Annotated in this window: 15 protein-coding genes, 2 tRNA genes and 1 pseudogene; 14 read left to right on the forward strand and 4 right to left on the reverse strand. The window is 64.4% G+C overall.

Features of this window, described 5'->3' with window-relative positions; all coding sequences use genetic code 11:
- Nucleotides 1–14 precede the first annotated feature (14 nt).
- The 3 genes from F6S87_RS07500 (at nucleotide 15) to F6S87_RS07510 (ending at nucleotide 4,584) form a co-directional block, all read left to right on the forward strand.
- Complete coding sequence (locus F6S87_RS07500) at nucleotides 15–2,123, forward strand: ABC transporter ATP-binding protein (protein ID WP_163228026.1); 2,109 nt, start codon at nucleotides 15–17, stop codon at nucleotides 2,121–2,123.
- The gene (locus F6S87_RS07505) at nucleotides 2,123–4,198 is read left to right on the forward strand and encodes an ABC transporter ATP-binding protein (protein ID WP_163228027.1); all 2,076 of its coding nucleotides are present in this window, start codon (nucleotides 2,123–2,125) and stop codon (nucleotides 4,196–4,198) included. Before F6S87_RS07500 ends, F6S87_RS07505 begins: the two co-directional genes overlap by 1 nt.
- A 197-nt stretch (nucleotides 4,199–4,395) precedes the next feature.
- Nucleotides 4,396–4,584 carry a hypothetical protein gene (locus tag F6S87_RS07510; RefSeq protein WP_163228028.1) on the forward strand — a complete coding sequence of 63 codons (189 nt, stop codon included), beginning with the start codon at nucleotides 4,396–4,398 and terminating at the stop codon, nucleotides 4,582–4,584.
- 295 nt (nucleotides 4,585–4,879) lie between these two features.
- Here the strand turns inward: F6S87_RS07510 and F6S87_RS07515 are convergent, their stop codons facing one another.
- Entirely contained in the window at nucleotides 4,880–5,113 is a 234-nt protein-coding gene (locus tag F6S87_RS07515; protein ID WP_163228029.1) for a hypothetical protein, read from the reverse strand.
- A 171-nt stretch (nucleotides 5,114–5,284) separates the two neighbouring features.
- On the opposite strand from F6S87_RS07515, the gene F6S87_RS07520 reads away from it, so the two are divergent.
- The 8 genes and pseudogenes from F6S87_RS07520 (at nucleotide 5,285) to F6S87_RS07555 (ending at nucleotide 16,599) form a co-directional block, all read left to right on the forward strand.
- Complete coding sequence (locus F6S87_RS07520; RefSeq protein ID WP_163228030.1) at nucleotides 5,285–6,211, forward strand: tyrosine-protein phosphatase; 927 nt, start codon at nucleotides 5,285–5,287, stop codon at nucleotides 6,209–6,211.
- Nucleotides 6,212–6,304: 93 nt separating this feature from the next.
- Nucleotides 6,305–6,517 carry a hypothetical protein gene (locus tag F6S87_RS07525; RefSeq protein WP_163228031.1) on the forward strand — a complete coding sequence of 71 codons (213 nt, stop codon included), beginning with the start codon at nucleotides 6,305–6,307 and terminating at the stop codon, nucleotides 6,515–6,517.
- 541 nt (nucleotides 6,518–7,058) lie between these two features.
- Nucleotides 7,059–10,430 (forward strand): mupirocin-resistant isoleucine--tRNA ligase, encoded by a 3,372-nt coding sequence (ileS, locus tag F6S87_RS07530; protein ID WP_163228032.1) that lies wholly within the window; start codon nucleotides 7,059–7,061, stop codon nucleotides 10,428–10,430.
- Nucleotides 10,431–10,687: 257 nt separating this feature from the next.
- The gene (locus F6S87_RS07535) at nucleotides 10,688–11,563 is read left to right on the forward strand and encodes a hypothetical protein (RefSeq protein ID WP_163228033.1); all 876 of its coding nucleotides are present in this window, start codon (nucleotides 10,688–10,690) and stop codon (nucleotides 11,561–11,563) included.
- Nucleotides 11,564–11,771: 208 nt separating this feature from the next.
- Nucleotides 11,772–13,373: an MFS transporter gene (locus F6S87_RS07540; RefSeq protein WP_231129442.1), complete on the forward strand. Its 1,602-nt coding sequence runs from the start codon at nucleotides 11,772–11,774 to the stop codon at nucleotides 13,371–13,373.
- A 59-nt stretch (nucleotides 13,374–13,432) separates the two neighbouring features.
- The gene (locus F6S87_RS07545) at nucleotides 13,433–14,950 is read left to right on the forward strand and encodes an MFS transporter (protein WP_163228034.1); all 1,518 of its coding nucleotides are present in this window, start codon (nucleotides 13,433–13,435) and stop codon (nucleotides 14,948–14,950) included.
- Between the two features lie 208 nt (nucleotides 14,951–15,158).
- Nucleotides 15,159–15,827, forward strand: a pseudogene (locus F6S87_RS07550) (Fic family protein); the annotation flags it as partial.
- Between the two features lie 160 nt (nucleotides 15,828–15,987).
- Nucleotides 15,988–16,599, forward strand: coding sequence for a GNAT family N-acetyltransferase (locus F6S87_RS07555; RefSeq protein ID WP_163228036.1), 612 nt, complete (start codon nucleotides 15,988–15,990; stop codon nucleotides 16,597–16,599).
- 117 nt (nucleotides 16,600–16,716) lie between these two features.
- Here F6S87_RS07555 and F6S87_RS07560 read toward each other — a convergent pair whose 3' ends face one another.
- Nucleotides 16,717–17,358: a metal-dependent hydrolase gene (locus F6S87_RS07560; RefSeq protein WP_163228037.1), complete on the reverse strand. Its 642-nt coding sequence runs from the start codon at nucleotides 17,356–17,358 to the stop codon at nucleotides 16,717–16,719.
- 199 nt (nucleotides 17,359–17,557) lie between these two features.
- On the opposite strand from F6S87_RS07560, the gene F6S87_RS07565 reads away from it, so the two are divergent.
- The gene (locus F6S87_RS07565) at nucleotides 17,558–19,885 is read left to right on the forward strand and encodes an elongation factor G (protein WP_163228038.1); all 2,328 of its coding nucleotides are present in this window, start codon (nucleotides 17,558–17,560) and stop codon (nucleotides 19,883–19,885) included.
- Between the two features lie 214 nt (nucleotides 19,886–20,099).
- Here F6S87_RS07565 and F6S87_RS07570 read toward each other — a convergent pair.
- Together F6S87_RS07570 and F6S87_RS07575 are read right to left on the reverse strand one after the other, a co-directional pair.
- Nucleotides 20,100–20,175 (reverse strand) — tRNA-Gly (locus tag F6S87_RS07570).
- A 36-nt stretch (nucleotides 20,176–20,211) separates the two neighbouring features.
- Nucleotides 20,212–20,283 (reverse strand) — tRNA-Val (locus F6S87_RS07575).
- Between the two features lie 233 nt (nucleotides 20,284–20,516).
- Here F6S87_RS07575 and F6S87_RS07580 point away from each other — a divergent pair.
- On the forward strand, nucleotides 20,517–20,915 hold the full coding sequence (locus tag F6S87_RS07580) for a Rid family detoxifying hydrolase (RefSeq protein WP_163228039.1): 399 nt from the start codon (nucleotides 20,517–20,519) through the stop codon (nucleotides 20,913–20,915).
- A gap of 70 nt (nucleotides 20,916–20,985) precedes the next feature.
- Nucleotides 20,986–22,782 carry an arginine--tRNA ligase gene (gene argS / locus F6S87_RS07585; protein WP_163228040.1) on the forward strand — a complete coding sequence of 599 codons (1,797 nt, stop codon included), beginning with the start codon at nucleotides 20,986–20,988 and terminating at the stop codon, nucleotides 22,780–22,782.
- Nucleotides 22,783–22,913: the final 131 nt, after the last annotated feature.

Genomic DNA, 22,913 nt, shown 5'->3' on the forward strand with positions numbered 1-22,913 from the left:
AGAAAGGAAGTGGTATGCGTCAACCAACCGTTGCGGTGGCCGGCGACGAGCCCGAGCAGGTGGAACTGCCCGAGGGCACGCCGGTCATCGGTACGCTGATCAAGTCGGTACGCAACTACAAGGGCGCCAGTATCGCCAGCCCGATCTTCGTCATCGGGGAATCCATCATCGAGATCGTCATCCCGACCGTCATGGCCACGCTGATCGACCAGGGCATCACCGGCCGCAGCATGCCGGCGATCTGGAAGTACGGCCTCATCCTGCTGCTGTGCGCCTGCTGCTCGCTGACGTTCGGCTTCCTCGCCGGCCGCTACGCCGCCATCGGCTCCGCGGGCCTCGCGAGGAACCTGCGCCACGACATGTTCAAGAAGGTGCAGGGCTTCAGCTTCACGAACATCGACCGGTTCTCTACCGGCTCGATCATCACGCGATGCACGACCGACGTCACGAACATCCAGAACGCGTACATGATGCTGATCCGCACCGGCATGCGCGCCCCGGTCATGCTGATCGTCTCGTGGATCTTCACGTTCCGCATCAGCCATGCCGTCTCGTTCGTGTTCCTCGCCTGCGTCCCGGTGCTCGGCATCGGCCTGTGCGGCATGGCGTGGTACGTCCACCCGATCTTCGAGAAGGTCTTCCACACCTACGACAGGCTCAACAACGTCGTCGACGAGAACCTGCAGGGCGTGCGCGTCGTCAAGTCCTACAACCGCGAGGCCTACGAGGACAAGAAGTTCTCGCGCATCTCGCAGCTGATCTTCAAGAACTTCACGAAGGCCGAGAAGTGCCTGTCGCTGAACTCGCCGCTGTTCTCGCTGTGCATGTACGTCTCGATGATCATGATCGCGTGGATCGGCGCCAACCAGATCGTCGCCTCCGGCAACAACGCCGCCTACGGCATGACGGCCGGCGACCTGACCGCGCTGGTCACCTACGCGATGCAGATCATGCAGTCGATGATGATGCTGTCGATGATCTTCGTCATGGTCATCATCTCGCGCGCCTCCGCCGAGCGCATCACCGAGATCATGATCGAGGAGCCGACCGTCAAGGACAACGCCAACCCGGTCACCGACATCAAGGACGGCTCGATCGACTTCGACCACGTCACGTTCCGCTACTCCGACAAGGCCGAGCGCCCCGTGCTCGACGACATCGACCTGCACATCAAGTCGGGCATGACCGTCGGCATCGTCGGCGGCACCGGTTCGGCGAAGTCGTCGCTCGTCCAGTTGATCCCGCGCCTGTACGACGTCACGTCGGGCTCCCTCAAGGTCGGCGGCCGCGACGTGCGCGACTACAACATGGAAGACCTGCGCGACGAGGTCGCGATGGTGCTGCAGAAGAACATCCTGTTCACCGGCACGATCGCCGAGAACCTGCGCTGGGGCAACCCGTACGCCACCGACGAGGAAATCAGGCACGCCGCGCAGCTCGCGCAGGCCGACAGCTTCGTCGAGGAGTTCCCGAAGAAGTACGACACGTACATCGAGGAGGGCGGCACCAACGTCTCCGGCGGCCAGCGCCAGCGCCTGTGCATCGCCCGCGCGCTGCTGAAGAAGCCGAAGATCCTGATCCTGGACGATTCGACCTCGGCGGTCGACACCAAGACCGACAAGCGCATCCGCCAGGCGTTCCGTGACGAGATCCCGGACACGACGAAGATCATCATCGCCCAGCGCGTCGCCTCCGTCGAGGAGTCCGACATGATCGTCGTGCTGCACGAGGGCCGCATCCTCGACAAGGGCACGCACGAGGAACTGCTCCAGCGCTGCGACGAATACCGCAGCATCTACGAGTCGCAGACCCAGCAGCACTCCGCCCGGGACCTCGACAAGGAGTCGCAGGACTACCACGAGGAAGAGGCCGAGGCGGAAGCCCTCCGCGACCTGCAGCTCGCCCGCGAGCACGACACCGAGTGCGAGGTCGACGAGAACGGCAAGCCGCTGGTCCGCGAGACCGTCGAGGCCGCCGCAGGCAAGCCGATCCCGGTCTCCGACGCCATCGACAACGGCATCCCGTTCGACGGGCACATTGCCGAAGATTCCGATAACGCCACGACGGGCGAATCGTCCGATTCCTCCGCCGACAACGATTCCAAGCAGGGAGGTGACCGCTGATGACGAACGCAACCGTCGCAGACGTGACCGACGACGCCGTCCTGAACGACGCCGACCGCGCCCCGGAGGGGCTGCCGCCGATCGAAGGCGGCCCGCGCAAGCAGAAATTCAAGAAGGGCACGATCAAGCGCGTCCTCGGCTACATCTTCCAGTACAAGGTGCATGTCGCCGTCGTCATCGTCTGCATCATCCTCGCGGCGATCGCGCAGGCCGGCTCCGCGCTGTTCCTGCAGACGCTGATCGACAACTACATCATGCCGCTCGTCGGCGCCGCGTCGCCGAACTGGGCGCCGCTCATCGAGGCCCTCGTCTTCATGGGCATCCTGTACGTCATCGGCATCTTCTGCACGTGGCTGTACAGCTTCCTGCTCGTCACCGTCGAGCAGGGCACGCTGAAGAAGATCCGCGACCAGATGTTCGCCCACCAGCAGACGCTGCCGATCCGCTACTTCGACACCCACGAACACGGCGACATCATGTCCCGCTACACGAACGACACCGACACGCTGCGCCAGGCGATCAGCCAGTCGTTCCCGCAGATGTTCAGCTCGGCCATCACCGCGCTGACGGCGTTCATCGCGATCTGCTGGCTGTCCGTGCCGTACGCGATCTTCGTCCTTGTCTTCTGCGTGGTACTGCTGTGCGTCATCAAGGCGCTGGTGTCCCGCTCCGGCAAGTACTTCGTCAAGCAGCAGGTGCATCTCGGCGACGTCAACGCGTTCGTAGAGGAAGCCGTCAACGGCCAGAAGGTCATCAAGGTCTTCAACCACGAGGACGCCACGCAGGCCGAATTTGACGACAAGAACGACCAGCTCTACGTCGCCAGCTCGAAGGCCAACATCTTCGGCAACGTGACGATGCCGGTCGTCAACAACATGGGCTACCTGCTCTACGTCATCTCCGCCGTGCTGTGCGGCGCGGCCGCGCTCGGCGGCTGGGCCAACTTCGGCATCTCCGGCGCCGCGTCGTTCACGCTCGGCACCACCATCTCGCTGCTGACGCTGTCCCGCTCGTTCGTCAACCCGATCGGCCAGGTCTCCCAGCAGTTCAACATGGTCATGATGGCGCTCGCCGGCGCCTCGCGAATCTTCGACCTGATGGACACGCCGTCCGAGACCGACAACGGCTCGGTGCAGCTCGTCAACGTCGAGTACGACGAGAACACGCACGAGATGCGCGAGACCGACCATGTCACCGGCTACTGGGCGTGGAAGCGCGAGCCCGGCGACAATGGCCAGCGCTCGATGGACTACGCCAAGACGCTGTCCGAGAAGGCCTACGAGATCGCGAAGAAGTCGCGCGAGTCGGCGATCACGTCGCCCGACGGACGCCTGACGCTGCTGCGCGGCGACGTGCGCTTCACCGACGTCACGTTCGGCTACGATCCGGCCAAGCCGGTCCTGCACGACATCACCTGGTTCGCCAAGCCGGGCCAGAAGATGGCCCTGGTCGGCGCGACCGGCGCCGGCAAGACGACGATCACCAACCTGATCAACCGGTTCTACGATATCCAGGAAGGCATGATCCTCTACGACGGCATCAACGTGAACAACATCCGCAAGCCGGACCTGCGCCGTTCGCTCGGCATCGTGCTCCAGGACGTCAACCTGTTCACCGGCACCGTCATGGACAACATCCGCTACGGCAAGCTCGACGCCACCGACGAGGAATGCATCGCCGCGGCGAAGCTGACGAACGCCGACAGCTTCATCCGCATGCTGCCCGAGGGCTACAACACGGTCCTCGCCGGCGACGGCTCCGGCCTGTCGCAGGGCCAGCGCCAGCTGATCTCGATCGCCCGCGCCGCCGTCGCGAACACCCCGGCGATGATCCTCGACGAGGCCACCTCGTCGATCGATACCCGCACCGAGGAAGTCGTCCAGGCCGGCATGGACAACCTGATGAAGGGCCGCACGGTCTTCGTCATCGCCCACCGCCTGTCGACGGTCCGCAACTCCGACGTCATCATGGTCCTCGACCACGGACGCATCATCGAGCGCGGCAACCACGACGAGCTGATCGCCCAGCACGGCGAGTACTACCAGCTCTACACCGGCGCCGTCGAACTCGAGTAGTCCGGCAGCGAAGGTCGACCGACCATCCGCAGGAAAAGCTCCCTTCCGGGGAGCTTTTTTCCTGTTGGATTGCGCCATCCAGACGGGTTTCGGGCCACCCTGGGCGCGTGAATCGTGCCGACTTCCGCTGTCGACGCAAACCGAACCACCGTGTTGTAATGGGATGCAGTTATCAACCGATGGAAAAGAGGCTGGCCATGGCTACGCACGAAGAGTTCGAGGAGATCCGCGAGAAGCTCGCGGAAGAGCGCGACGATTTCGAGAAGAAGGGCAACGACGTCATCGACAAGATGAAGGACGCCAAGGAAGGCTGGGAAGATTCCCACGCCGAGGACAACTTCAAGCAGGAGATCGCCACCAAGGAAGAAACCCACCAGACTCACTGAGTCCCGACTCGCCGAGTCTTGTCGGCCACGTGACGGAACGCGATCATGTTCCAGGCCGGGCGCCTGATGCCCGGTGCCGCGGCGCCCGCTCGCTGTACGCGGGTCGCCGATCACTTGCGACGACGGACAGGGGATTGACCGTCGCCGCCGCGGGCTGGACCCGAATGCCCGGACAGGGGACTTGCCGGGCGGGCCAGCACCCAGGAAGGGGCGGTGCGGCAGGAAAAATTCCTGCCGCACCGCCCATTTTTGGGTGCTGGCCCAAATTGTGAACTTTTCCGCCGGAACGGCGCCGTCAGTACGTCCACATGTTGCGCTCGTCGGCCTCGAGCGCCGTCTCGGCGTCCTCGACGACCTCGCGGCGCTGCCTCGCGGCCGTCTCCTTGCGCTCGCGGGCCTCCTCGTCGGCCTTGCGCTCGGCCGGCGACTTCTCGGTTTCCTTGACGATCTGCCTGAGCTCCTCGACATCGACGTCGTCGAGCGAGCCCTCCTTCTTCGCGCCGCCCTGCGGCATCTTGTCGTCAGACATGGTGAGTCCTTTCCCAAAAGAAAATTTCTGCACCCGCCACTCATTCTAAAATCGGCGCGATTCCTGCGCCGAGAAAGAAACCCGGGAACAGACACTCGTCGGGTCGCGCCAGCGGGGATCGGGAATGCGGCATAATAGTGAACTATTATCCGCGAGCCACGGGAGGCGACGATGGACGAAGCGAATCGGCGGAACGAGGGGGCTGCGGCCGCACAGCCCTGGACGACGGCGCAGTTGCCGGCGGCGAAGGAGCGGCGGCAACTGACGGTGTCGAGGTCGCTCGACCTGCAGTCGGTCGAGAACTGCCGCGACCTCGGCGGCATCCTGACGAAGGACGGCCGCGTCGTGCGCGCCGGCAACCTGATCCGCTCGGCCGCGCTCCACCGCGCGAGCGGCAAGGACCTCGAGACGCTGAACAACCTCGGCCTCAAGACCGTCATCGACCTGCGCATGAAGGGGGAGCGCGAGGCCGCGCGCGACCGGCTGCTCGTCGGCTGGAACATCGTCAAGCAGCCAGTGTTCACCGAGAACGGCCGCACGAAGCTCGCGCAGCTCAAGGGCATCCTCGTCAATCCCGGCACCTACATCCTGCGCCTCTATCCGACGATGCTGACCACGCCGCGCGCCGTCGACTGCTGGAAGCACATGTTCCGCTCGTTGATCGACCAGCCGGGCGGCTACCTGTGGCACTGCACGCAGGGTAAGGATCGCACCGGCGTCGCGGCGGCGCTTGTCCTCGCGAGCCTCGGCGTCGACGACGAGACGATCAAGGCCGACTATCTCGAGACGAACGAGTACATGCCGCAGGAAGTGCCGAAGTCGGTCGTCAGGATGGAACGATTCCTCGGCTGGCGCGCCGACATGGACATCGACCAGTTCCTCGAGGCGCGCCCGGCCAACTTCGAGGCGCTCCAGCGCACCGTCGCGCAGTACGGCGGCTTCCAGGGCTACCTGTCGGAAGTCGTGGGCCTGGACGATTCGGACTTCTCGGTCCTGCGCGACTTCTACACCGTCGACCGCCACTCGGCCCGCTTCACCGCCACCGAACGCGACGGCATCCTGACCAACCGCACGCCCGACGGCCTGCTGCGGGGCTAAACCGCGAATATGCCCTCGGCTCACGACAGCCGGCGACGGGGGTGGATCGGTAGGATGAAGCGTAGCGAAACTACCGTGAGAAAGGGGCGGATGATGGCCGACGACGAACTGAAGGACCTGGACAAGCAGCAGGTCGACAACCTCGAGCACATCGTCAAGGAGACCGAGGAAAAGCCCGGCACCGCCGACACGAAGGACGTCGAGGGCGTCGACGTGCGCGAGGCCGCCGAGCGCGCCCGCGACAACGTCGTGATGGGCACCGACATCGAGCAGGCAATGTCCGAGGGCCGCATCTACGGCGAGTGACGACGAAGCTCCCTGGAAGGGAGCTGGCCGCGTAGCGGCCTGAGGGTCGACCGCGCGATGCTCCGAAGGAGCGAGTGCGCGCTGGAACTGAATGGGGCTCCGTGGAACTTGAGTTTCACGGAGCCTCTCGCATTCCAGCGCGCACTGGTCGCTTCGCGACGGCGTGCGGTCGACCCTCAGTCGCCTTCGGCGACAGCTCCCTTCCAGGGAGCTTGGCGGCGTGGACTCGCGTGGCCGGGGTGGGGAGGCTGGCTGGTATAGTCGGGGTCAATGTGAGCGACGAGCCGTTATCAGCGGGGAGCTCCCGGAAGAACGGCCGGATGGCGCGCAAGAACGCGCAGGATGGCCCAGTAGACCCGGCGGGATCGGCCCGTCATAGCCGAACACAAGCGGTCGGAAGAATCGTTCCGCAGTCATGTCGAACGATTCGCACGGCAAGCGAGGTGGTACCGCGGTGACGCCCGCGACTGGCGCGCCAGACATGGCGCGCGAATCGTGCGAACTACAAAAACAGTCATCGTCCTCGTGTGGTTTGACAGGAATGCTGCTACTAGACGAGGAGTCAACGGTGAGCGAACCACAGCATGTGTATCCGAAGGCGGCGGCGGGCGACCAGCAGGCGAACGTCGCGCCGAATCCCAGTTTCCCGCAGCTCGAGGAGGACACGCTCGAGTTCTGGAATGAGAACGACACGTTCAACAAGTCGCTGGAACGCAACCCCAGCGGCGACCATAGCGACAACGAATTCGTGTTCTTCGACGGCCCGCCGTTCGCGAACGGCCTGCCGCATTACGGCCACCTGCTGACCGGCTACACGAAGGACGTCGTGCCGCGCTACCAGACGATGAAGGGCCACAAGGTCAACCGCGTCTTCGGCTGGGACACCCACGGCCTGCCGGCCGAGCTGGAAGCCCAGAAGGAACTCGGCATCGACTCGGTCGAGCAGATCGAGGAGATGGGCATCGACAAGTTCAACGACGCCTGCCGCGCCTCCGTCCTCAAGTACGTCAACGAGTGGCACGACTACGTCAACCGCCAGGCGCGCTGGGTCGACTTCGAGCACGGCTACAAGACGCTGAACATCCCGTACATGGAATCGGTCATGTGGGCGTTCAAGCAGCTCTATGACAAGGGGCTCGCCTATCAGGGCTACCGCGTGCTGCCGTACTGCCCGAAGGACCAGACGCCGCTGTCCGCGCACGAGCTGCGCATGGACGCCGACGTCTATCAGGACCGCCAGGACACGTCGGTCTCCGTCGCCGTCCGCATCAGGAAGAACGATTCTTCCGAGGACATGGCTTCCGAGAACGGCGCCTACCTCGTCTTCTGGACGACGACGCCGTGGACGACGCCGACGAACTTCGCGATCGTCGTCGGCGCCGACATCGACTATGTCGAGGTCGAGCCGACGGAAGGCAAGTTCGCCGGCAAGCGCTTCTACTTCGCGAAGGCGCTCGTCGACAACTTCGCCAAGGAACTCGGCGAGGACTACAAGGTCATCCGCGAACTCAAGGGCTCCGAGATGGCCGGCTGGACGTACTATCCGGTGTTCCCGTACTTCGCGTCCGACTCCGCGACGGCCGAGGGCGGCACGCCGGGCCCGAATGCCTACACCGTCTTCACGGCCGACTACGTCGACACCGTCGAGGGCACCGGTCTCGTCCACCAGGCCCCCTACGGCGAGGACGACATGAACACGCTCAACGCGCACGACATCAAGTCGGTCGACGTGCTGGACGCCGGATGCAAGTTCACGTCGCTGTGCCCCGACTACGAGGGCCTCTATGTGTTCGACGCGAACCTGCCGATCCTTCGCAATCTCCGTGCAGGCGACGGCCCGCTGGCCTCCATCCCGGAGGAGCGGCGCGCGCTGCTGTTCCAGGAGAAGTCGTACGTCCACTCCTACCCGCACTGCTGGCGCTGTGGCACGCCGCTGATCTACAAGCCGGTCTCGAGCTGGTTCGTCGCCGTCACGAAGATCAAGCCGCGCCTGCTCGAGCTCAACCAGGAAATCAACTGGATCCCGGAGAATGTCAAGGACGGCCAGTTCGGCAAGTGGCTCGAGAACGCCCGCGACTGGTCGATCTCCCGCAACCGCTTCTGGGGCTCGCCGATCCCGGTGTGGGTCTCCGACGATCCGAAGTACCCACGCGTGGACGTCTACGGCTCGCTCGACGAGCTCAAGGCCGACTTCGGCGACTATCCGCGCGACAAGGACGGCAACATCAACATGCACCGTCCGTACATCGACGAGCTGACGCGTCCAAACCCGGACGATCCGACCGGCAAGTCGACGATGCACCGCATCACCGACGTCCTCGACTGCTGGTTCGAGTCCGGCTCGATGCCGTTCGCGCAGTTCCACTATCCGTTCGAGAACAAGGAGACGTTCGAGGAGCACTTCCCGTCCGACTTCGTCGTCGAGTACATCGGCCAGACGCGCGGCTGGTTCTACGTGCTGCACGTCATGGCGACGGCGCTGTTCGACAAGCCGGCGTTCAAGAACGTCATCTGCCACGGCATCGTGCTCGGCAACGACGGCCAGAAGATGAGCAAGCACCTGCGCAACTATCCGGACGTCAACGGCGTCTTCGACAAGTACGGCTCGGACGCCATGCGCTGGTTCCTGATGAGCTCGCCGATCCTGCGCGGCGGCAACCTCATCGTCACCGAGGAAGGCATCCGCGACACGGTCCGCCAGATCATGCTGCCGGTGTGGAGCTCGTACTACTTCTTCACGCTGTACGCCAACGCCGCGAACGGCGGCAACGGCTACGACGCCCGCAAGCTGACGTCCGACGAGGTCCCCGGCCTGCCGGAAATGGACCGCTACCTGCTCGCGCGCACCCGCCAGCTCATCGCCGGCGTGACGGCCGACCTCGACGCGTTCAACATCTCGGACGCCTGCGCCACCGTCGCCGACTTCATCGACATGCTGACGAACTGGTACATCCGCAACTCGCGCGACCGGTTCTGGAACGAGGACGAGAACGCGTTCAACACGCTGTACACGGTGCTCGAGGCGTTCATGCGCGTCTTCGCGCCGCTCGCCCCGATGGAAGCCGAAGCCGTCTGGCGCGGACTCACCGGCGGCGAATCGGTCCACCTCGGCGACTGGCCGTACCTGACCGACCCCGCGACGGGCGCCGATACCGAGCTCGGCCGCGTCCTCGTCGACGACATCGACCTCGTCAACGCGATGGAGAAGGTCCGCGAGGTCGTCTCCTCGACGCTGTCGCTGCGCAAGTCGGCGAAGCAGCGCGTGCGCCAGCCGCTCGCGCAGCTCACCGTCGTCGTCGCCGAGCCGAGCCAGATCAACGGCTACGTCGACCTGCTCAAGAGCGAGCTCAACGTCAAGGACGTCGAGACGATCACGCTCGAGCAGGCTTCCGAGCACGGACTGAAGATCATCGACGAACTCAAGGTCAACGCCCGCGTCGCCGGCCCGCGCCTCGGCAAGGACGTCCAGTTCGCGATCAAGGCGTCGAAGACCGGCGCCTGGCACGTCGACACCGCCACTGGCCACCCGGTCGTCGAGACGCCATCCGGCGAGATCGAGCTGCAGGGCGAGGAATTCGAGCTGTCGAAGCGCGTCGAGGAGAAGGATCCGGACGCCGCGAAGACGAACGTCTCGGCCATCCTGCCGACCGGCGGCTTCGTCATCCTCGACACCGCGCTGACCGACGATCTCGTCGCCGAAGGCTACGCCCGCGACGTCATCCGCGCCGTCCAGGATGCCCGCAAGGCCGCCGGCCTCGACGTCACCGACCGCATCGCGCTGTCGCTGACCGTCCCCGCCGCCGACGTCGCCAAGGTCGAGCAGTTCCGCGACCTCATCGCCAGCGAGACGCTCGCGACGTCGATGACCGTCGCCGGAGGCGCCGAACTGGGCGCCGCCGTCGAGAAGGCCTGATTATTTCCATGTCACGATCCCGGGCACTACGCTCGGGATCGTGACAGCTTGAGAAAACAGCTTCCTGAAATCCTGTTGATGTCACGAACCCGGGCCACTGGCCCGGGTTCGTGACATCAACAGGACAAAGGCGGCCTCCGTCGTCGGCGCAAAGTGAAGGTTCACGCCTGCGCCCGTGCAGCTCCCTATAATGGGGAAGTGCTTGGGTCCGGGAGAGGGCCGCGGCGGAAGAATCGTTCCTGGAAAAGGAGTTGCCGATGAGTGATGCAGTGTGCACCGGCGACACGGCCGGCGACGGCGACTGGGTGGTTTTGTATGTCGTCACGCGGGACGGCGGCATTGTCGGCCAGCTGGAACGGCACGTCTTCGCGACCGAGGAGGAGGCGATCGCCGACTACTGGACGAACCGCGCGGGCCACGCGGTGAAGACGGCGATGTGGTGGACCGACTCGCAGTACGCGCCGAAGGAGCCGGCGACGCCGCTGCTCGACAGGAACGGCAAGCCCGTCGTCCCCGGCGAGGAAGGGCATCTGTCGGTCGCGCAGAAAGTCCGCCGCTGGAAGCCGGATGACGGCCGGCACTGGGGCGGCATGGTCTGCTACGGCCAGGTTCGGCTGATGGATGTCGGCGGCGAACGCCGCGAACTGCTCGACGTCGCCGCCGAACGCACGCAATTCGACATGGAAGACGCGCTCAAGTTCGCGTTCATGACCGATCAGGTCGGCTATCTCAACGAACGGTATGCGGCGGCGGAGTCCGCCGTCAGGCAGGCGAGGAACGATTCGTCCGTCGATGACGCCGCCACGGCCCGACTCGTGCGCGAGGAAGCCGAGATCGAGCACTCCTGCCAGCGCCTCGACCGCCAGATCCAGGAGCTTGCCGCCACGATGTTCGGCGCTCCGAAGGCCACCTCGAAGGCCGGAGCGCAGGCCGGCGCCCCGAAGGCCGGTGTGAAGTCCGGTGCACGGTCCAATGCGTTGAAGTCCGGTGCCACGGTGCCCGGCGACGCGGCGTCCGGCGACGAGACGTCCGCCGGCTCGCGCCGGGGGAGCAGCGCCACCGGCCGCAAGCCCGCCGGCGCCTTCGCCCGCTCGTCCAAGCCCCGCCGTCGCGGCTGCGCCGTCGCGAAGTAAGATTCCTGCTCTTATAGATCTCTTATTGATGTCACAGACCCGAGCCGTTGGCTCGGGTCTGTGACATCCAGGGGAGGAAAGAGTTCCTGTCTCCGCTGTCACCCCACGCCGGTAGCGGAACCACCGCCGCGAATCGTTCCATCTGACCGATCATCGAGGATAGACGATTGTTTCCAGTAAGAACGGTGCAGGGCGGGGAAGTGACGGCATGACGAACAGTACCGATGACGACGGCACGGCAGGGCCGGGCAAGTCGACGGGCCTCAATCCCGTCGAGCAGGCGACGGCGAGCGCGCCGGCCGACGAGCTCGTGCCGGCGAACGAGATCCCGACGCCGCCGCAGGTGACCACCGACAGGAACGGCACCCAGCACATCTGCTGCCGAAACGGCGCGACGCACAGCTGGCAGCAAGTCAAGATGCTGATCATGACGCTGATGTTCACGGCGGCCGCGAACGGCTTCGCGAGCGTGCAGATGTCGGTCGCGCTGCCGCGAATTTCCGACACCTACCACATCACCGTCGCCGACGCGAACTGGGTGAACATCGCCTACGCGATCGTCGCGGCGACGGCGATCATGACGTCGGCCCGCATCATGCAGCGCATCGGGCTGAAACGACTGTATTTCTGGAGCTGCCTGCTGTTCGTCATCAGTTCGGTCGTCGGCCTGCTCGCCGTGAACTTCCCGCTGATGCTGGCGGCCCGCATCATCCAGGCGATGGCCGCCGGCGTCATGTTCCCGACGATCAACACCGTCATCGTGCAGGTCGTGCCGCCGGCGAAGTCCGGCTCGATCATGTCGATCAACAGCGCCGTCATCGGTCTCGGCGCCGCCTTCTCGCCGCTGCTGTGCGGCCTGCTGATCACGTACGTCAACCTGACGTCGATGTTCGCCATCCCGCTGGTCATTGGCGTGGTGACCTTGATTCTGGGACACAAGTATGTCTTCGACGTCGAGCCGCGCATGCACAAGCAGATCAATGTCGTCTCGATCATCCTTGCGTTCGTCGGCCTCGGCTGCCTGATGTACGGCTTCAACGAGCTGACCGACAAGCCGAAGATCGCCATCCCGCTGCTCGTCGTCGGCATCGGCGTGCTGGTGGCGTTCGTCATCCGGCAGTTCCGGCTCGCCACGCCGCTGCTCAACCTGCGTCCGCTGCGTCACCTGTCGGTCTCGATCGGCGTCCTCATCTACATGACCGGCGCGATGGGCGAGCAGGCGATGCTGCTGCTGACGCCGCTCTACCTCGAGCGCGCCTGCGACAAGACGGCGTTCGTGTCCGGCCTGTGCCTGCTCATCGTCGCGATCTGCTACTCCGGCTTCATCGTGCTGACGGGACGAATCGTTGACCGCCGCGGTATGTGGCCGGAGGTATCGTTCGGCTTCCTCATCATGAGCGCGGGCCTGTTTGCGCTGATTCTGATGGCCCAGCACAAGTCCGTCATCCCGGCCGTCATCTGCGGTGCCGTCGCCGTCATCGGCGACGCCTTCATCAACGTGCCGACGAAGGACGTCGTGCTCGAGTCGCTGCCGACCCGCATGGTGCCGCATCTCAACTCGGTCTTCTCGACATCCACGCAGATCGCCAGCTCGATGGCGTCGGCGCTGTTCATCGGCCTGCTGTCGGCGACCGTAACACGTGAAACAGCCAGCGGCGTCGCTCGCTCCACCGCCTACGTCCACGGCTTCTCGGACGCCGTCTGGGTGGCGCTCGCGATCGAGATCGTCATGCTGATCGTGTCGATCTGGTATTCGCGGCAGATGGTCAAGCATGGCGAGAACAGGGTCGGGGAAAAGAAAATCTGCTGAATCGTTCAAATTTCAATCTTTTCTGTACGATTCGTCCGCGCGAAGGAGGAGGGAAGACGATGGACAATCCGACGAAGCCGACCACCGATGCGACGTTTGTCTCGAAACTGAGCCCGGCCGGCATGGCCGACCCGATCACCGGCAGCGACGGCGTGGCGCGCAGCAAGCATCTCGTGACGCTGCTGCTCGTCACCGTCATCCTGGCCAACTTTGGCGACGGCTACTGCACGATGATGATGTCGGTCGCGCTGCCGGACATCGCCGACCGCTACGGCATCACGCTGGCCGACGCCAACTGGGTGACGATCGGCTTCGCCATCACGGCCGCGACGATCGTCATGATGACGGCGACGATCATGCAGAGGATTGGCCTGACCAAGCTGTTTTTCTGGTCGAGAGTATTTCTCATCGTCGGCTGTTTGCTGGGACTGTTCGCGCTGAATTATCCGATGATGCTGGTCGGCCGGTTGCTGCAGGGCATGGCGGCCGGAGCCCTGTTCCCGATTGCCAACTCGGTCGTCATACGCGTGGTGCCGCCGGCGCATTCCGGCGCGATCCTGTCGCTCAACAGCGCGGCGTTCGGCTTGTCCGTCGCCGTCGCGCCGCTGGTCAGCGGCCTGTTTTTGTCTTATGTTTCCTTGCGGTCTATCTTCCTGTTTCCCCTGGTCCTGGCGGTCGCCACGATGATCATGGGCTTTGCGTGGGTCCACAACGTCGAGCCGCGCAGCTATCGCAAGATCGATCCGCTGTCCGTAGTGCTGGCCGCGATCGGCCTGGCGACACTGATGTACGGATTCAACGAGCTCACCGACAAGCCGGCCATCGCCATCCCGCTGCTCGTCGTCGGCATCGCGCTGCTCGTCTGGTTTGCCAGGCGACAGCTGCACCTGCCAGTGCCAGTGCTTGACCTGACGCCGCTGCGCAACCACCTGTACGTGACGGTGGACATCCTGCTCTACATGACTGGTGCAATGGGCCAGCAGGCCGTGCTGCTGTTGCTGCCGCTGTATTTCGAGCGGGCCCGCGACTTTACCGAGTTCGTCTCGGGCGTGCTGATGCTGATCGTCACGCTGTTTTATGCCGTTTTCGATGTGTACTCGGGCCGGATTGTCGACAAGCACGGCATGTGGCCGGCGGTATTTAGCGGCTTTGCATTGATGACGGCGGGTCTGGTCGGCACCATCCTGCTATCCGGCACCCACCTGATCTGGCTCATCGTCATCGTCGCCGGTCTTGGCGTCATGGGCTTCGCGCTGATCAACGTCCCCGGCAAGGACGTCGTGCTCGAGCGCGTACCGAGCGACCTGCTGTCGCATGTCAACGCCGCCTACTCGACGTCGACGCAGATCGCCAGCTCGATCGGTTCGGCCCTGTTCGTCGGCATCCTGTCCGCCGACGTCGTGCGCCTGACCGCCCGCGGCATCTCCCGTTCCAACGCCTACGTCCAGGGTTTCCAACACTCGATGTGGATCGCCGTCGCGATCGAGGCCGTCATGACCGTGGTCTCGCTGTGGTACAGTCGCCAGATGCTCAAGCACCACATGGCCCGTCTCGGCGATAAGCCGGTGGGCGTGTGACTTCGCACTTTTCAAATGGTCACTTGGGAAGTGCGAACTTTTCCACGGATTTCGGCCGCCAGGAAGCTCAAATGACAGGAGAATCTTCGCACTTCTCAAATGCCCATACGGAAAGTGCGGAGTCAAAACAGAGAAGGCGGCATGATTGCGTGAGAAGATGGAAGACAGTTGGTGATATCCATGATCGGGTTGAAAGGAAGGCGACGAGATGAACGCAACGGATGCCGATCAGCAAGCCGCCATCGAACTGGCCAAGCGGCTGGAGATTGACTTGATGTGGAAGACTGCCAACATCGAGGTCGACGGCATCACGTTTCCGGACACGGCGACCATCGTCGAGGGGCGGGCGCCGGCCAACATGTCCGTCGATGACATCGTCGTCGTCAATAACATCAAGCACGCCTGGCAGTTCCTCTTTGACAACGTCAGGTACCCGCTTGACTGGTCATATGTGTCCGAATACAACCGCACGCTGGGGGAGGGCCTGATCCGCGACGCCGGCGCCCTGCGCACCATCGACGTGCGCATCGGCGGCACCGACTGGATTCCGGTCATCCCGACGCTCGAGACCAGCCATGACCTCATCGAGGACCTCAATCTATCTGTCGAGGACCCCGTTGACCGTGCCATCGGCGCGATGTGCGCGATCATGCGCGGTCAGTGGTTCGTCGACGGCAACAAGCGCACCGCGCTGATGGCCGCCAACCACATCCTCATCCACGAGGGTATCGGCATCTTCTCCGTGCCGCCTGCCGGCAAGCCCGAATTCCTGACGCTCCTGCTGACGTACTACGAAACCGGCGACGCTACTGCCCTGGCCGAATGGTGTCGCGAATACGCCGTCGACTATCTACCCGGCGGATTATCCCTGCATCAGCAGAAAACAAGAAAATAGCACGATTCGTCCGTCATTTCCACTGCTTGTACCTTTGATGATTTTTCCCCTGATGCTACAAACTCGAGTTGTCAAATCGGGTTGGTGACATCAAGGAAAACCGATCCCGAATATCCACCATTGTGCCTAATGGAGAGAATTGATGGAATTGCAGATACGAGAATTGCGTAAGCACGACCACGATGCTGTCATCCAATACGCCATAGAAGGCATGCATTTTAATGCATATCTGGATAACAAGCTGATCTTAAACCTGTATGGCCGGTATTTCTGGTACCTCGAATTGACGAATGCCACGCAGGTCATTGCGGCGTATATGGGTGATGAACTGGCTGGCGTGCTGGTCGTGGACATGGACGGTGAGGCCAAGCCGTACGCGTCCATGTGGAAGCGCCTGTACGTCAAGGTGTTCGACCTGCTGCAACATGCTTTCTATAAGGGTGGAGTGGAACCCTACGACAAGGCAAACGAGGCAATGCTGGCGGTCTACAGGAAAGAACACCATCCTGACGGGCAGATCCGGTTCCTGGCGGCAAATCCGCACCTCAAGGCGAAGGGAATCGGCACGTTTCTGCTGAACGAACTGGCACGAAGAGTGCGGGGAAAGGAACTGTATTTGTTCACGGACAGCCAGTGCTCATATCAGTTTTACGAACACAGGGGCTTTACTCGCGGCGGGGAGCGGGATATCGACATGGACATGAAGACGAAGGATGTGCCTCTCACCTGCATGCTGTTCAGCCGGCAATTCTAAGGTTCCCGACTTGAGCGTAGAAGACATGCGGCAGAAGACGAGCATCGGCGTGGCTCCGCCGGCGACGCCGGCGGGACGGCGCTGATCATGCTGTCGACGCCGGCGGAGTCGATATGACTACGCCAGCGCGGCGTGGTTGGCGAGCAGGGTGACGACGGCGACGACGCCGATGACGATGGCGCCGAGGACCAGGACGCGGTTGAGGGCGGCCTCGACGGAGCCGCCGACCTTGTAGAGGTGGACGCGGTGTCGCTGGTTGACGCGTTTCCGGTGGCCCATGCGGCCGCTCTTGCGGTAACGCGTCAGCGGCCACAGCCAGCAGACGCCGCTCGTGCTCAGCGAATCGAGCAGGATGTGCGTGAACATGCCCGCGGCGAGCCATGCGAGCCATGGCAGCCATGTCGAGAAGAACAGCAGCACGAGGATCGGCCAGATGCTGTGCGTCAGCGTGCGGTGGGGGAACGGCCAGCGGATCAGCCCGGTATGCAGGATCTTGCAGATGCTGCTCGTTGGCACGTCGATGTCCGGCAGCAGCGTGCCGACAATGAACGCGACCACGCCGACAGCCAGACCGCGCAGCCGCGCGCCCCAGCTCATCGCCGCGACGCCGTCGAGGACATGGGAGAACCACTGTGCATAGGCGGCGCCGAGCCCGGACGCCGGCTGCCCGGTCAGCAGCCTGACTCCGGCGATCGTCGCCACGCCCGCGCCGATGACGCCGAGCGCCACGCCCGACTCCACATGGTGCCGTCCCAGCATTGTCCTCGTTCCTTTCAGCTTCGGTCGGTTCAGCCCGCAGATAAACGGGTGACTAAAAACGCTATGCAATGATAACTGAACATCTGTTCGAATGCTGTCGTCGCGTGTTGGGTTGCGCCGTCGCGGCAGTCTGCGTCGTCGCCGTTGCCGCGCCGGCTCGCGTCTCCGCCGTGCCGCCCTCGTCGTTAGGATGGGAGCCATGACTCAACGAATCGTCGCGGGAATCGTCGCACATGTCGACGCTGGCAAGACCACGCTCTCCGAAGCGCTGCTGTATCAATCGGGCAAATTGCGCAAGCTTGGCCGCGTCGACCATGGCGACGCCTATCTCGACAGCGACGACATCGAGAAGGCTCGCGGCATCACGATCTTCGCCGAGCCGGCCATCCTCGACCTGCCGGGCCGGGGGAGCGGCTCGCCGGCGGCTGGCGGCGCTGCCGGCAACGTTGCCGGCGCCGACGACGGCCCGGCCGACGACATCGAGCTCACGCTGATCGACACGCCCGGCCACGTCGACTTCGCCGCCGAAACGGAGCGCGCGCTCGCCGTGCTCGACTACGCCGTCCTCGTCGTCTCCGGCACCGACGGCGTGCAGGGCCACACGGAAACACTGTGGCGACTGCTACGGCATTATCATGTCCCGACGTTCGTCTTCGTCAACAAGATGGACGCGCCGACCGCCGACCGCGCCGTCGTGCTCGCGCAGCTGCGCCGGCGGTTCGGCGACGGCGTCGTCGATTTTTCGGAGAATCTGGACGATTCGTCCGAGGACATCGCGATGCAGGACGAAGCCGCCACCGAGGAATTCCTCGACGCCGGCACGCTGTCGACGGCGACAATCGCGAGGCTGGTTGCCGAACGTAAGGTCTTCCCGGTGTATTTCGGGTCGGCATTGAAGCTCGACGGCGTCGACGAGTTCCTCGACGGCTTCGCGACGTACGCGCGCCAGCCGGCGGAGGAGGGCGCCGGCGAGTTCGCGGCCCGCGTCTACAAGATTTCGCACGATGCGCAGGGCAACCGGCTGACCTGGCTCAAGGTGACCGGCGGCACGCTGCGCGCCAAGATGATGCTCGAGACCGACAGGGCGGGCGAATCGTTCAGCGAAAAGGCCGACCAGGTGCGGCTCTACTCCGGCGCGAAGTTCGAGACGGTGGCCGGGCTGCCGGCCGGTTCCGTCGCCGCCGTCGCCGGCCCCGGGCACACGTACCCCGGCGAGGGACTCGGCGCGGCCGCCGACGTCGGCGAGCCGACGTTGCAGCCGGTGCTCACGTACACGCTGCTCCCCGGCGACAACGACATTCACAAGTGCCTCCTCGCGCTGCGCGAGCTCGGCGACGAGGATCCGCTGTTGCACGTCGTCTGGGACGCCGCGCTGCAGGAAGTGCGCGTGCAGCTGATGGGCGCCGTCCAGCTCGAGATCGTCGAGCAGCTGTTGCACGACCGCTTCGGCCTCGACGTCACGTTCTCGCCCGGCTCCATTCTCTATAAGGAAACGATTCTCGCGCCGGTCGAGGGTGCCGGTCATTTCGAGCCGCTGCGCCACTACGCCGAGGCGCACATCCTGATCGAGCCGCTGCCGGAAGGCTCCGGCGTCGAGGTCGCGAGCGCGATGAGCGAGGACGATCTCGACCGCAACTGGCAGCGGCTGATCATGACGCACCTGCGCGAACGCGACTTCGCCGGCGTGCTGGTCGGCGCCCCGCTGACCGACGTGCGGCTGACGCTTGTCGCCGCCCGCGCCCACGACAAGCACACCGAAGGCGGCGACTTCCGCCAGGCGACGTACCGCGCCGTCAGGCAGGGGCTGATGGAGGCGAGGGCCGGCGTCGCCATCAAGCAGGGTCTACCGGGCATCCAGCCGGACTCTGCCAGCCCCTACGAAGTGGCCGAACGCTACGGCGGCGACTCCGTGGATGAAGCCTCGCCTGACGAGACGGAAGATGCCGGTGCACAGCGCGCGTCAGAGACTCCCTCTTCAGAGGGAGTCGGAAAACGCGAAGCGTTTTCCGGTGGGAGTTCGCGAGCCACCGGGAACGCGAGTAACTCTACGGAACCCTCCGGCGGCGACGACAGTGCCGAACCGCTCACCCGCTGCCGCATCGCCGGCACCGGCAACTGCCAGCTCCTGGAACCGTGGTACCGCTTCCGGCTCGAGGTGCCGCAGGACCTGATCGGCCGCGCGATGGCCGACATACAGCGCATGGCGGGCAGCTTCGGCACGCCGGCGACCGATGGCGACTACGCGGTGCTCGAGGGCACGGCACCGGTCGCCGAGATGCGCGACTACGCGATGGCCGTCAACGCCTACGCCCACGGCCGCGGCCACCTGACCTGTTCCTTCGACGGCTACCATCCCTGCCACAATCAGGACGACGTGCTGGCGGACCCCGACCACGCGAACTACGATCCGGAGCGCGACCTCGAGAACACGCCGGATTCGGTCTTCTGCGCCCACGGCGCCGGCTACCCGGTCAAGTGGTACAAGGTCCCCGAATTCATGCACCTTCCCTACGCCACCGCGATGTGACATTCAGATGCCTGATCCCCTGGAAGGGGATCAGGCGCGAGGCGCAGCCGAGCCGAGGGGTCGACTTGCGGAACGTAACCTCGCGTTCCAGCGCGCCGCTCGCCGCTTCGCGGCATCGGGCGGTCGACCCTCAGCCTCGCTTCGCTCGGCAGCTCCCTTCCAGGGAGCTTTTCTCCTTAGAAACAAAAAACCCGGCGAGTCGCCGGGTTTGCAGTGGAGCGGACAACGGGACTCGAACCCGCGGTCTCGACCTTGGCAAGGTCGCGCTTTACCAACTAAGCTATGTCCGCATTCTTGAGTTATTCACCGAGTCTCCTCGATGCTCGTGGGCGATACAAGATTCGAACTTGTGACCCCTTCCGTGTCAGGGAAGTGCGCTACCTCTGCGCCAACCGCCCAAGCAACGAGATGAAATACTACGACGAACGGGTATCTGGCGCAACTCTCGGGCGTGTCGAAACGGGGGAGTCGTGCGGAAAAACGGCGGAACCGTCCGCCAAATGAGCGGTGACGGGGGAGCGACGCGGACGAATCGTTAGAATCCCCGGTGAGCGAAACCCCGGCGCCACGCAACGGTCCCGGGAGCGACGGAAGCAGAAGAAAGTAGAAAGAAAGCAGAACAGGAGTGACGATGAACGGCAATATCGAGGCGATCGCGACGTCGCAGGCGCCGCTGGCGCTCGGCGCGTACAGCCAGGCGGTCAAGGCGAACGGCTTCATCTTCGTGTCCGGCCAGCTCGGCATCGACCCGGCGACCGGCGAGCTCGACGGCGGGTCGGCCGCCGAACAGGCGACGCGGGCGCTGAAGAACATCCGCGCCATCCTCGATGCCGCCGGCGCCGGATTCGAGCACGTCGTGCGCGCGACGATCTACCTGAAGAACGTCGACGATTTCGCCGAAGTCAACGCCCGCTACGCCGACATGTTCACCGGCACCGTCAAGCCGGCCCGTGTGGCGTTCGGCAACAACATGATCCCGAACGGCGCCCTCGTCGAGATCGACGCCATCGCCGTCGACCCGAAAGCCTGACCGCTCAGACTCCCTCATTGGAGGGAATTAATGGGACATTCGGTTAGCCTTTCGGCTAATCTGGTGACCCATGAGTCCAGAAGCGCTGAGTGAACTGATTTTCAATATTGCCAACACCCTGATTTCCGAAGGCAAGGCCGGCCAGCTGACCGCCGAGCAGCTGCCAGCGGCCGACAAATTCGCCGTCATGCGGCCGAAGGACCGCGCGCACGGCGACTGGGCGTCGAACGCCGCCATGCAGCTCGCGAAGAAGGCCGGCATGAAGCCGCGCGATCTCGCCGAGCTGTTCGCCGGCGAGCTCGCGAAGACCGCCGGCATCAAGTCGGTCGAGGTGGCCGGCCCCGGCTTCATCAATATCGTGCTCGATTCGTCCGCGGCGGCCGCGGTCGTGGACCAGGTGCTCGAAACCGGCACGAAGTTCGGCCACAACGACCATCTCAAGGGCGACACGTTGAACCTCGAGTTCGTCTCCGCGAACCCGACCGGCCCGATCCACATCGGCGGCACCCGCTGGGCCGCCGTCGGCGACTCGATGGCCCGCGTGCTCGAGGCCAACGGCGCCGAAGTCGTGCGCGAATACTACTTCAACGACCACGGCGAGCAGATCAACCGCTTCGCGAAGTCGCTCGTCGCGGCCGCCCACGGCGAGCCGACGCCGGCCGACGGCTACAAGGGCGCCTACATCGACGAGATCGCGCGCCGCGTCATCGCCGAGGCCAACGCCGACGGCGTCGACATCCTCGACCTGCCGCGCATCGACGGCGGCCTCAACGACGACGGGGAACCGCTCGGCGAAGGCGACTCCGCCCAGCGCGAGGAATTCCGCAAGCGTGCCGTGCCGATGATGTTCGCCGAAATCCAGCACTCGATGGACGAATTCCGCGTCAAGTTCGACGTGTGGTTCCACGAGAACTCGCTGTACACCGACGGCAAGGTCGAGAAGGCCATCGACTACCTGCGCCAGCAGGGCGACATCTACGAGAAGGACGGCGCCACCTGGTTCGAGTCGACGAAGCACGGCGACGACAAGGACCGCGTCATCATCAAGTCCGACGGCCACTACGCCTACTTCGCCGCCGACATCGCCTACTACTACGACAAGCGCCACCGCGCCATCAACCCGGCCGACATCGCGATCTACATGCTCGGTGCCGACCACCACGGCTACATCGGTCGCATGATGGCGATGTGCGCCGCGTTCGGCGACAAGCCCGGCGAGAACATGCAGATCCTCATCGGCCAGCTCGTCAACGTCATGAAGGACGGCAAGCCCGTGCGCATGTCGAAGCGCGCCGGCAACGTCGTCACGATCGACGATCTCATCGACGCGATCGGCGTGGACGCCTCCCGCTACTCGCTGGCCCGCACCGACTACAACTCGCCGGTCGACATCGACCTCAACCTGCTGGCGTCGCACTCGAACGACAACCCGGTCTACTACGTGCAGTACGCGCACGCCCGCTCCTGCAACGTCGACCGCAACGCGGCCGCCGCCGACGTCTCCTACGTCGGCGCCGACCTGTCGCTGCTGGACACCGAGGCCGACGGCGAAGTCATCGCCGCGCTCGCCCAGTGGCCGTCCGTCCTCGCCCAGGCCGGCGACCTGCGCGCCCCGCACCGCATCGCCCACTACCTCGAGGACCTCGCCGCCGCCTACCACAAGTGGTACAACGTCGAGCGCGTCGTCCCGATGGACACCGCCGAGCAGGAAGCCCGCCTCGACGAGGAAGCCGCGAAGGAACTGCGCATCGCGAAGAACCCGGAGCCGGCCCGCGCCGCGGCCCGCCTTAAGCTCAACGACGCCGTCCAGAAGACGATCGCCAACGGCCTCGACCTGCTCGGCGTCACCGCCCCCGACCATATGTGATACCTTGACTCCCTCCTCGGAGGGAGTCGAAAATCCGTGAGGATTTTCGGTGGGAGTTCGCGAGCTGGCTGGAAGCTGCCGTTTCCCGAAAACGTAACATTCCAGCGGTCTCGCGGACTCCCACCGACTCG

The sequence above is a fragment of the Bifidobacterium choloepi genome (assembly GCF_010667615.1).
Taxonomy (GTDB): domain Bacteria; phylum Actinomycetota; class Actinomycetes; order Actinomycetales; family Bifidobacteriaceae; genus Bifidobacterium; species Bifidobacterium choloepi.

Coding starts and splice junctions, on each gene's coding strand:
- F6S87_RS07500 (WP_163228026.1), top strand. CDS start 15: ATGCGTCAACCAACCGTTGCGGTGGCCGGCGACGAGCCCGAGCAGGTG.
- F6S87_RS07505 (WP_163228027.1), top strand. CDS start 2,123: ATGACGAACGCAACCGTCGCAGACGTGACCGACGACGCCGTCCTGAAC.
- F6S87_RS07510 (WP_163228028.1), top strand. CDS start 4,396: ATGGCTACGCACGAAGAGTTCGAGGAGATCCGCGAGAAGCTCGCGGAA.
- F6S87_RS07515 (WP_163228029.1), bottom strand. CDS start 5,113: ATGTCTGACGACAAGATGCCGCAGGGCGGCGCGAAGAAGGAGGGCTCG.
- F6S87_RS07520 (WP_163228030.1), top strand. CDS start 5,285: ATGGACGAAGCGAATCGGCGGAACGAGGGGGCTGCGGCCGCACAGCCC.
- F6S87_RS07525 (WP_163228031.1), top strand. CDS start 6,305: ATGGCCGACGACGAACTGAAGGACCTGGACAAGCAGCAGGTCGACAAC.
- ileS (WP_163228032.1), top strand. CDS start 7,059: ATGCTGCTACTAGACGAGGAGTCAACGGTGAGCGAACCACAGCATGTG.
- F6S87_RS07535 (WP_163228033.1), top strand. CDS start 10,688: ATGAGTGATGCAGTGTGCACCGGCGACACGGCCGGCGACGGCGACTGG.
- F6S87_RS07540 (WP_231129442.1), top strand. CDS start 11,772: ATGACGAACAGTACCGATGACGACGGCACGGCAGGGCCGGGCAAGTCG.
- F6S87_RS07545 (WP_163228034.1), top strand. CDS start 13,433: ATGGACAATCCGACGAAGCCGACCACCGATGCGACGTTTGTCTCGAAA.
- F6S87_RS07555 (WP_163228036.1), top strand. CDS start 15,988: ATGGAATTGCAGATACGAGAATTGCGTAAGCACGACCACGATGCTGTC.
- F6S87_RS07560 (WP_163228037.1), bottom strand. CDS start 17,358: ATGCTGGGACGGCACCATGTGGAGTCGGGCGTGGCGCTCGGCGTCATC.
- F6S87_RS07565 (WP_163228038.1), top strand. CDS start 17,558: ATGACTCAACGAATCGTCGCGGGAATCGTCGCACATGTCGACGCTGGC.
- F6S87_RS07580 (WP_163228039.1), top strand. CDS start 20,517: ATGAACGGCAATATCGAGGCGATCGCGACGTCGCAGGCGCCGCTGGCG.
- argS (WP_163228040.1), top strand. CDS start 20,986: ATGAGTCCAGAAGCGCTGAGTGAACTGATTTTCAATATTGCCAACACC.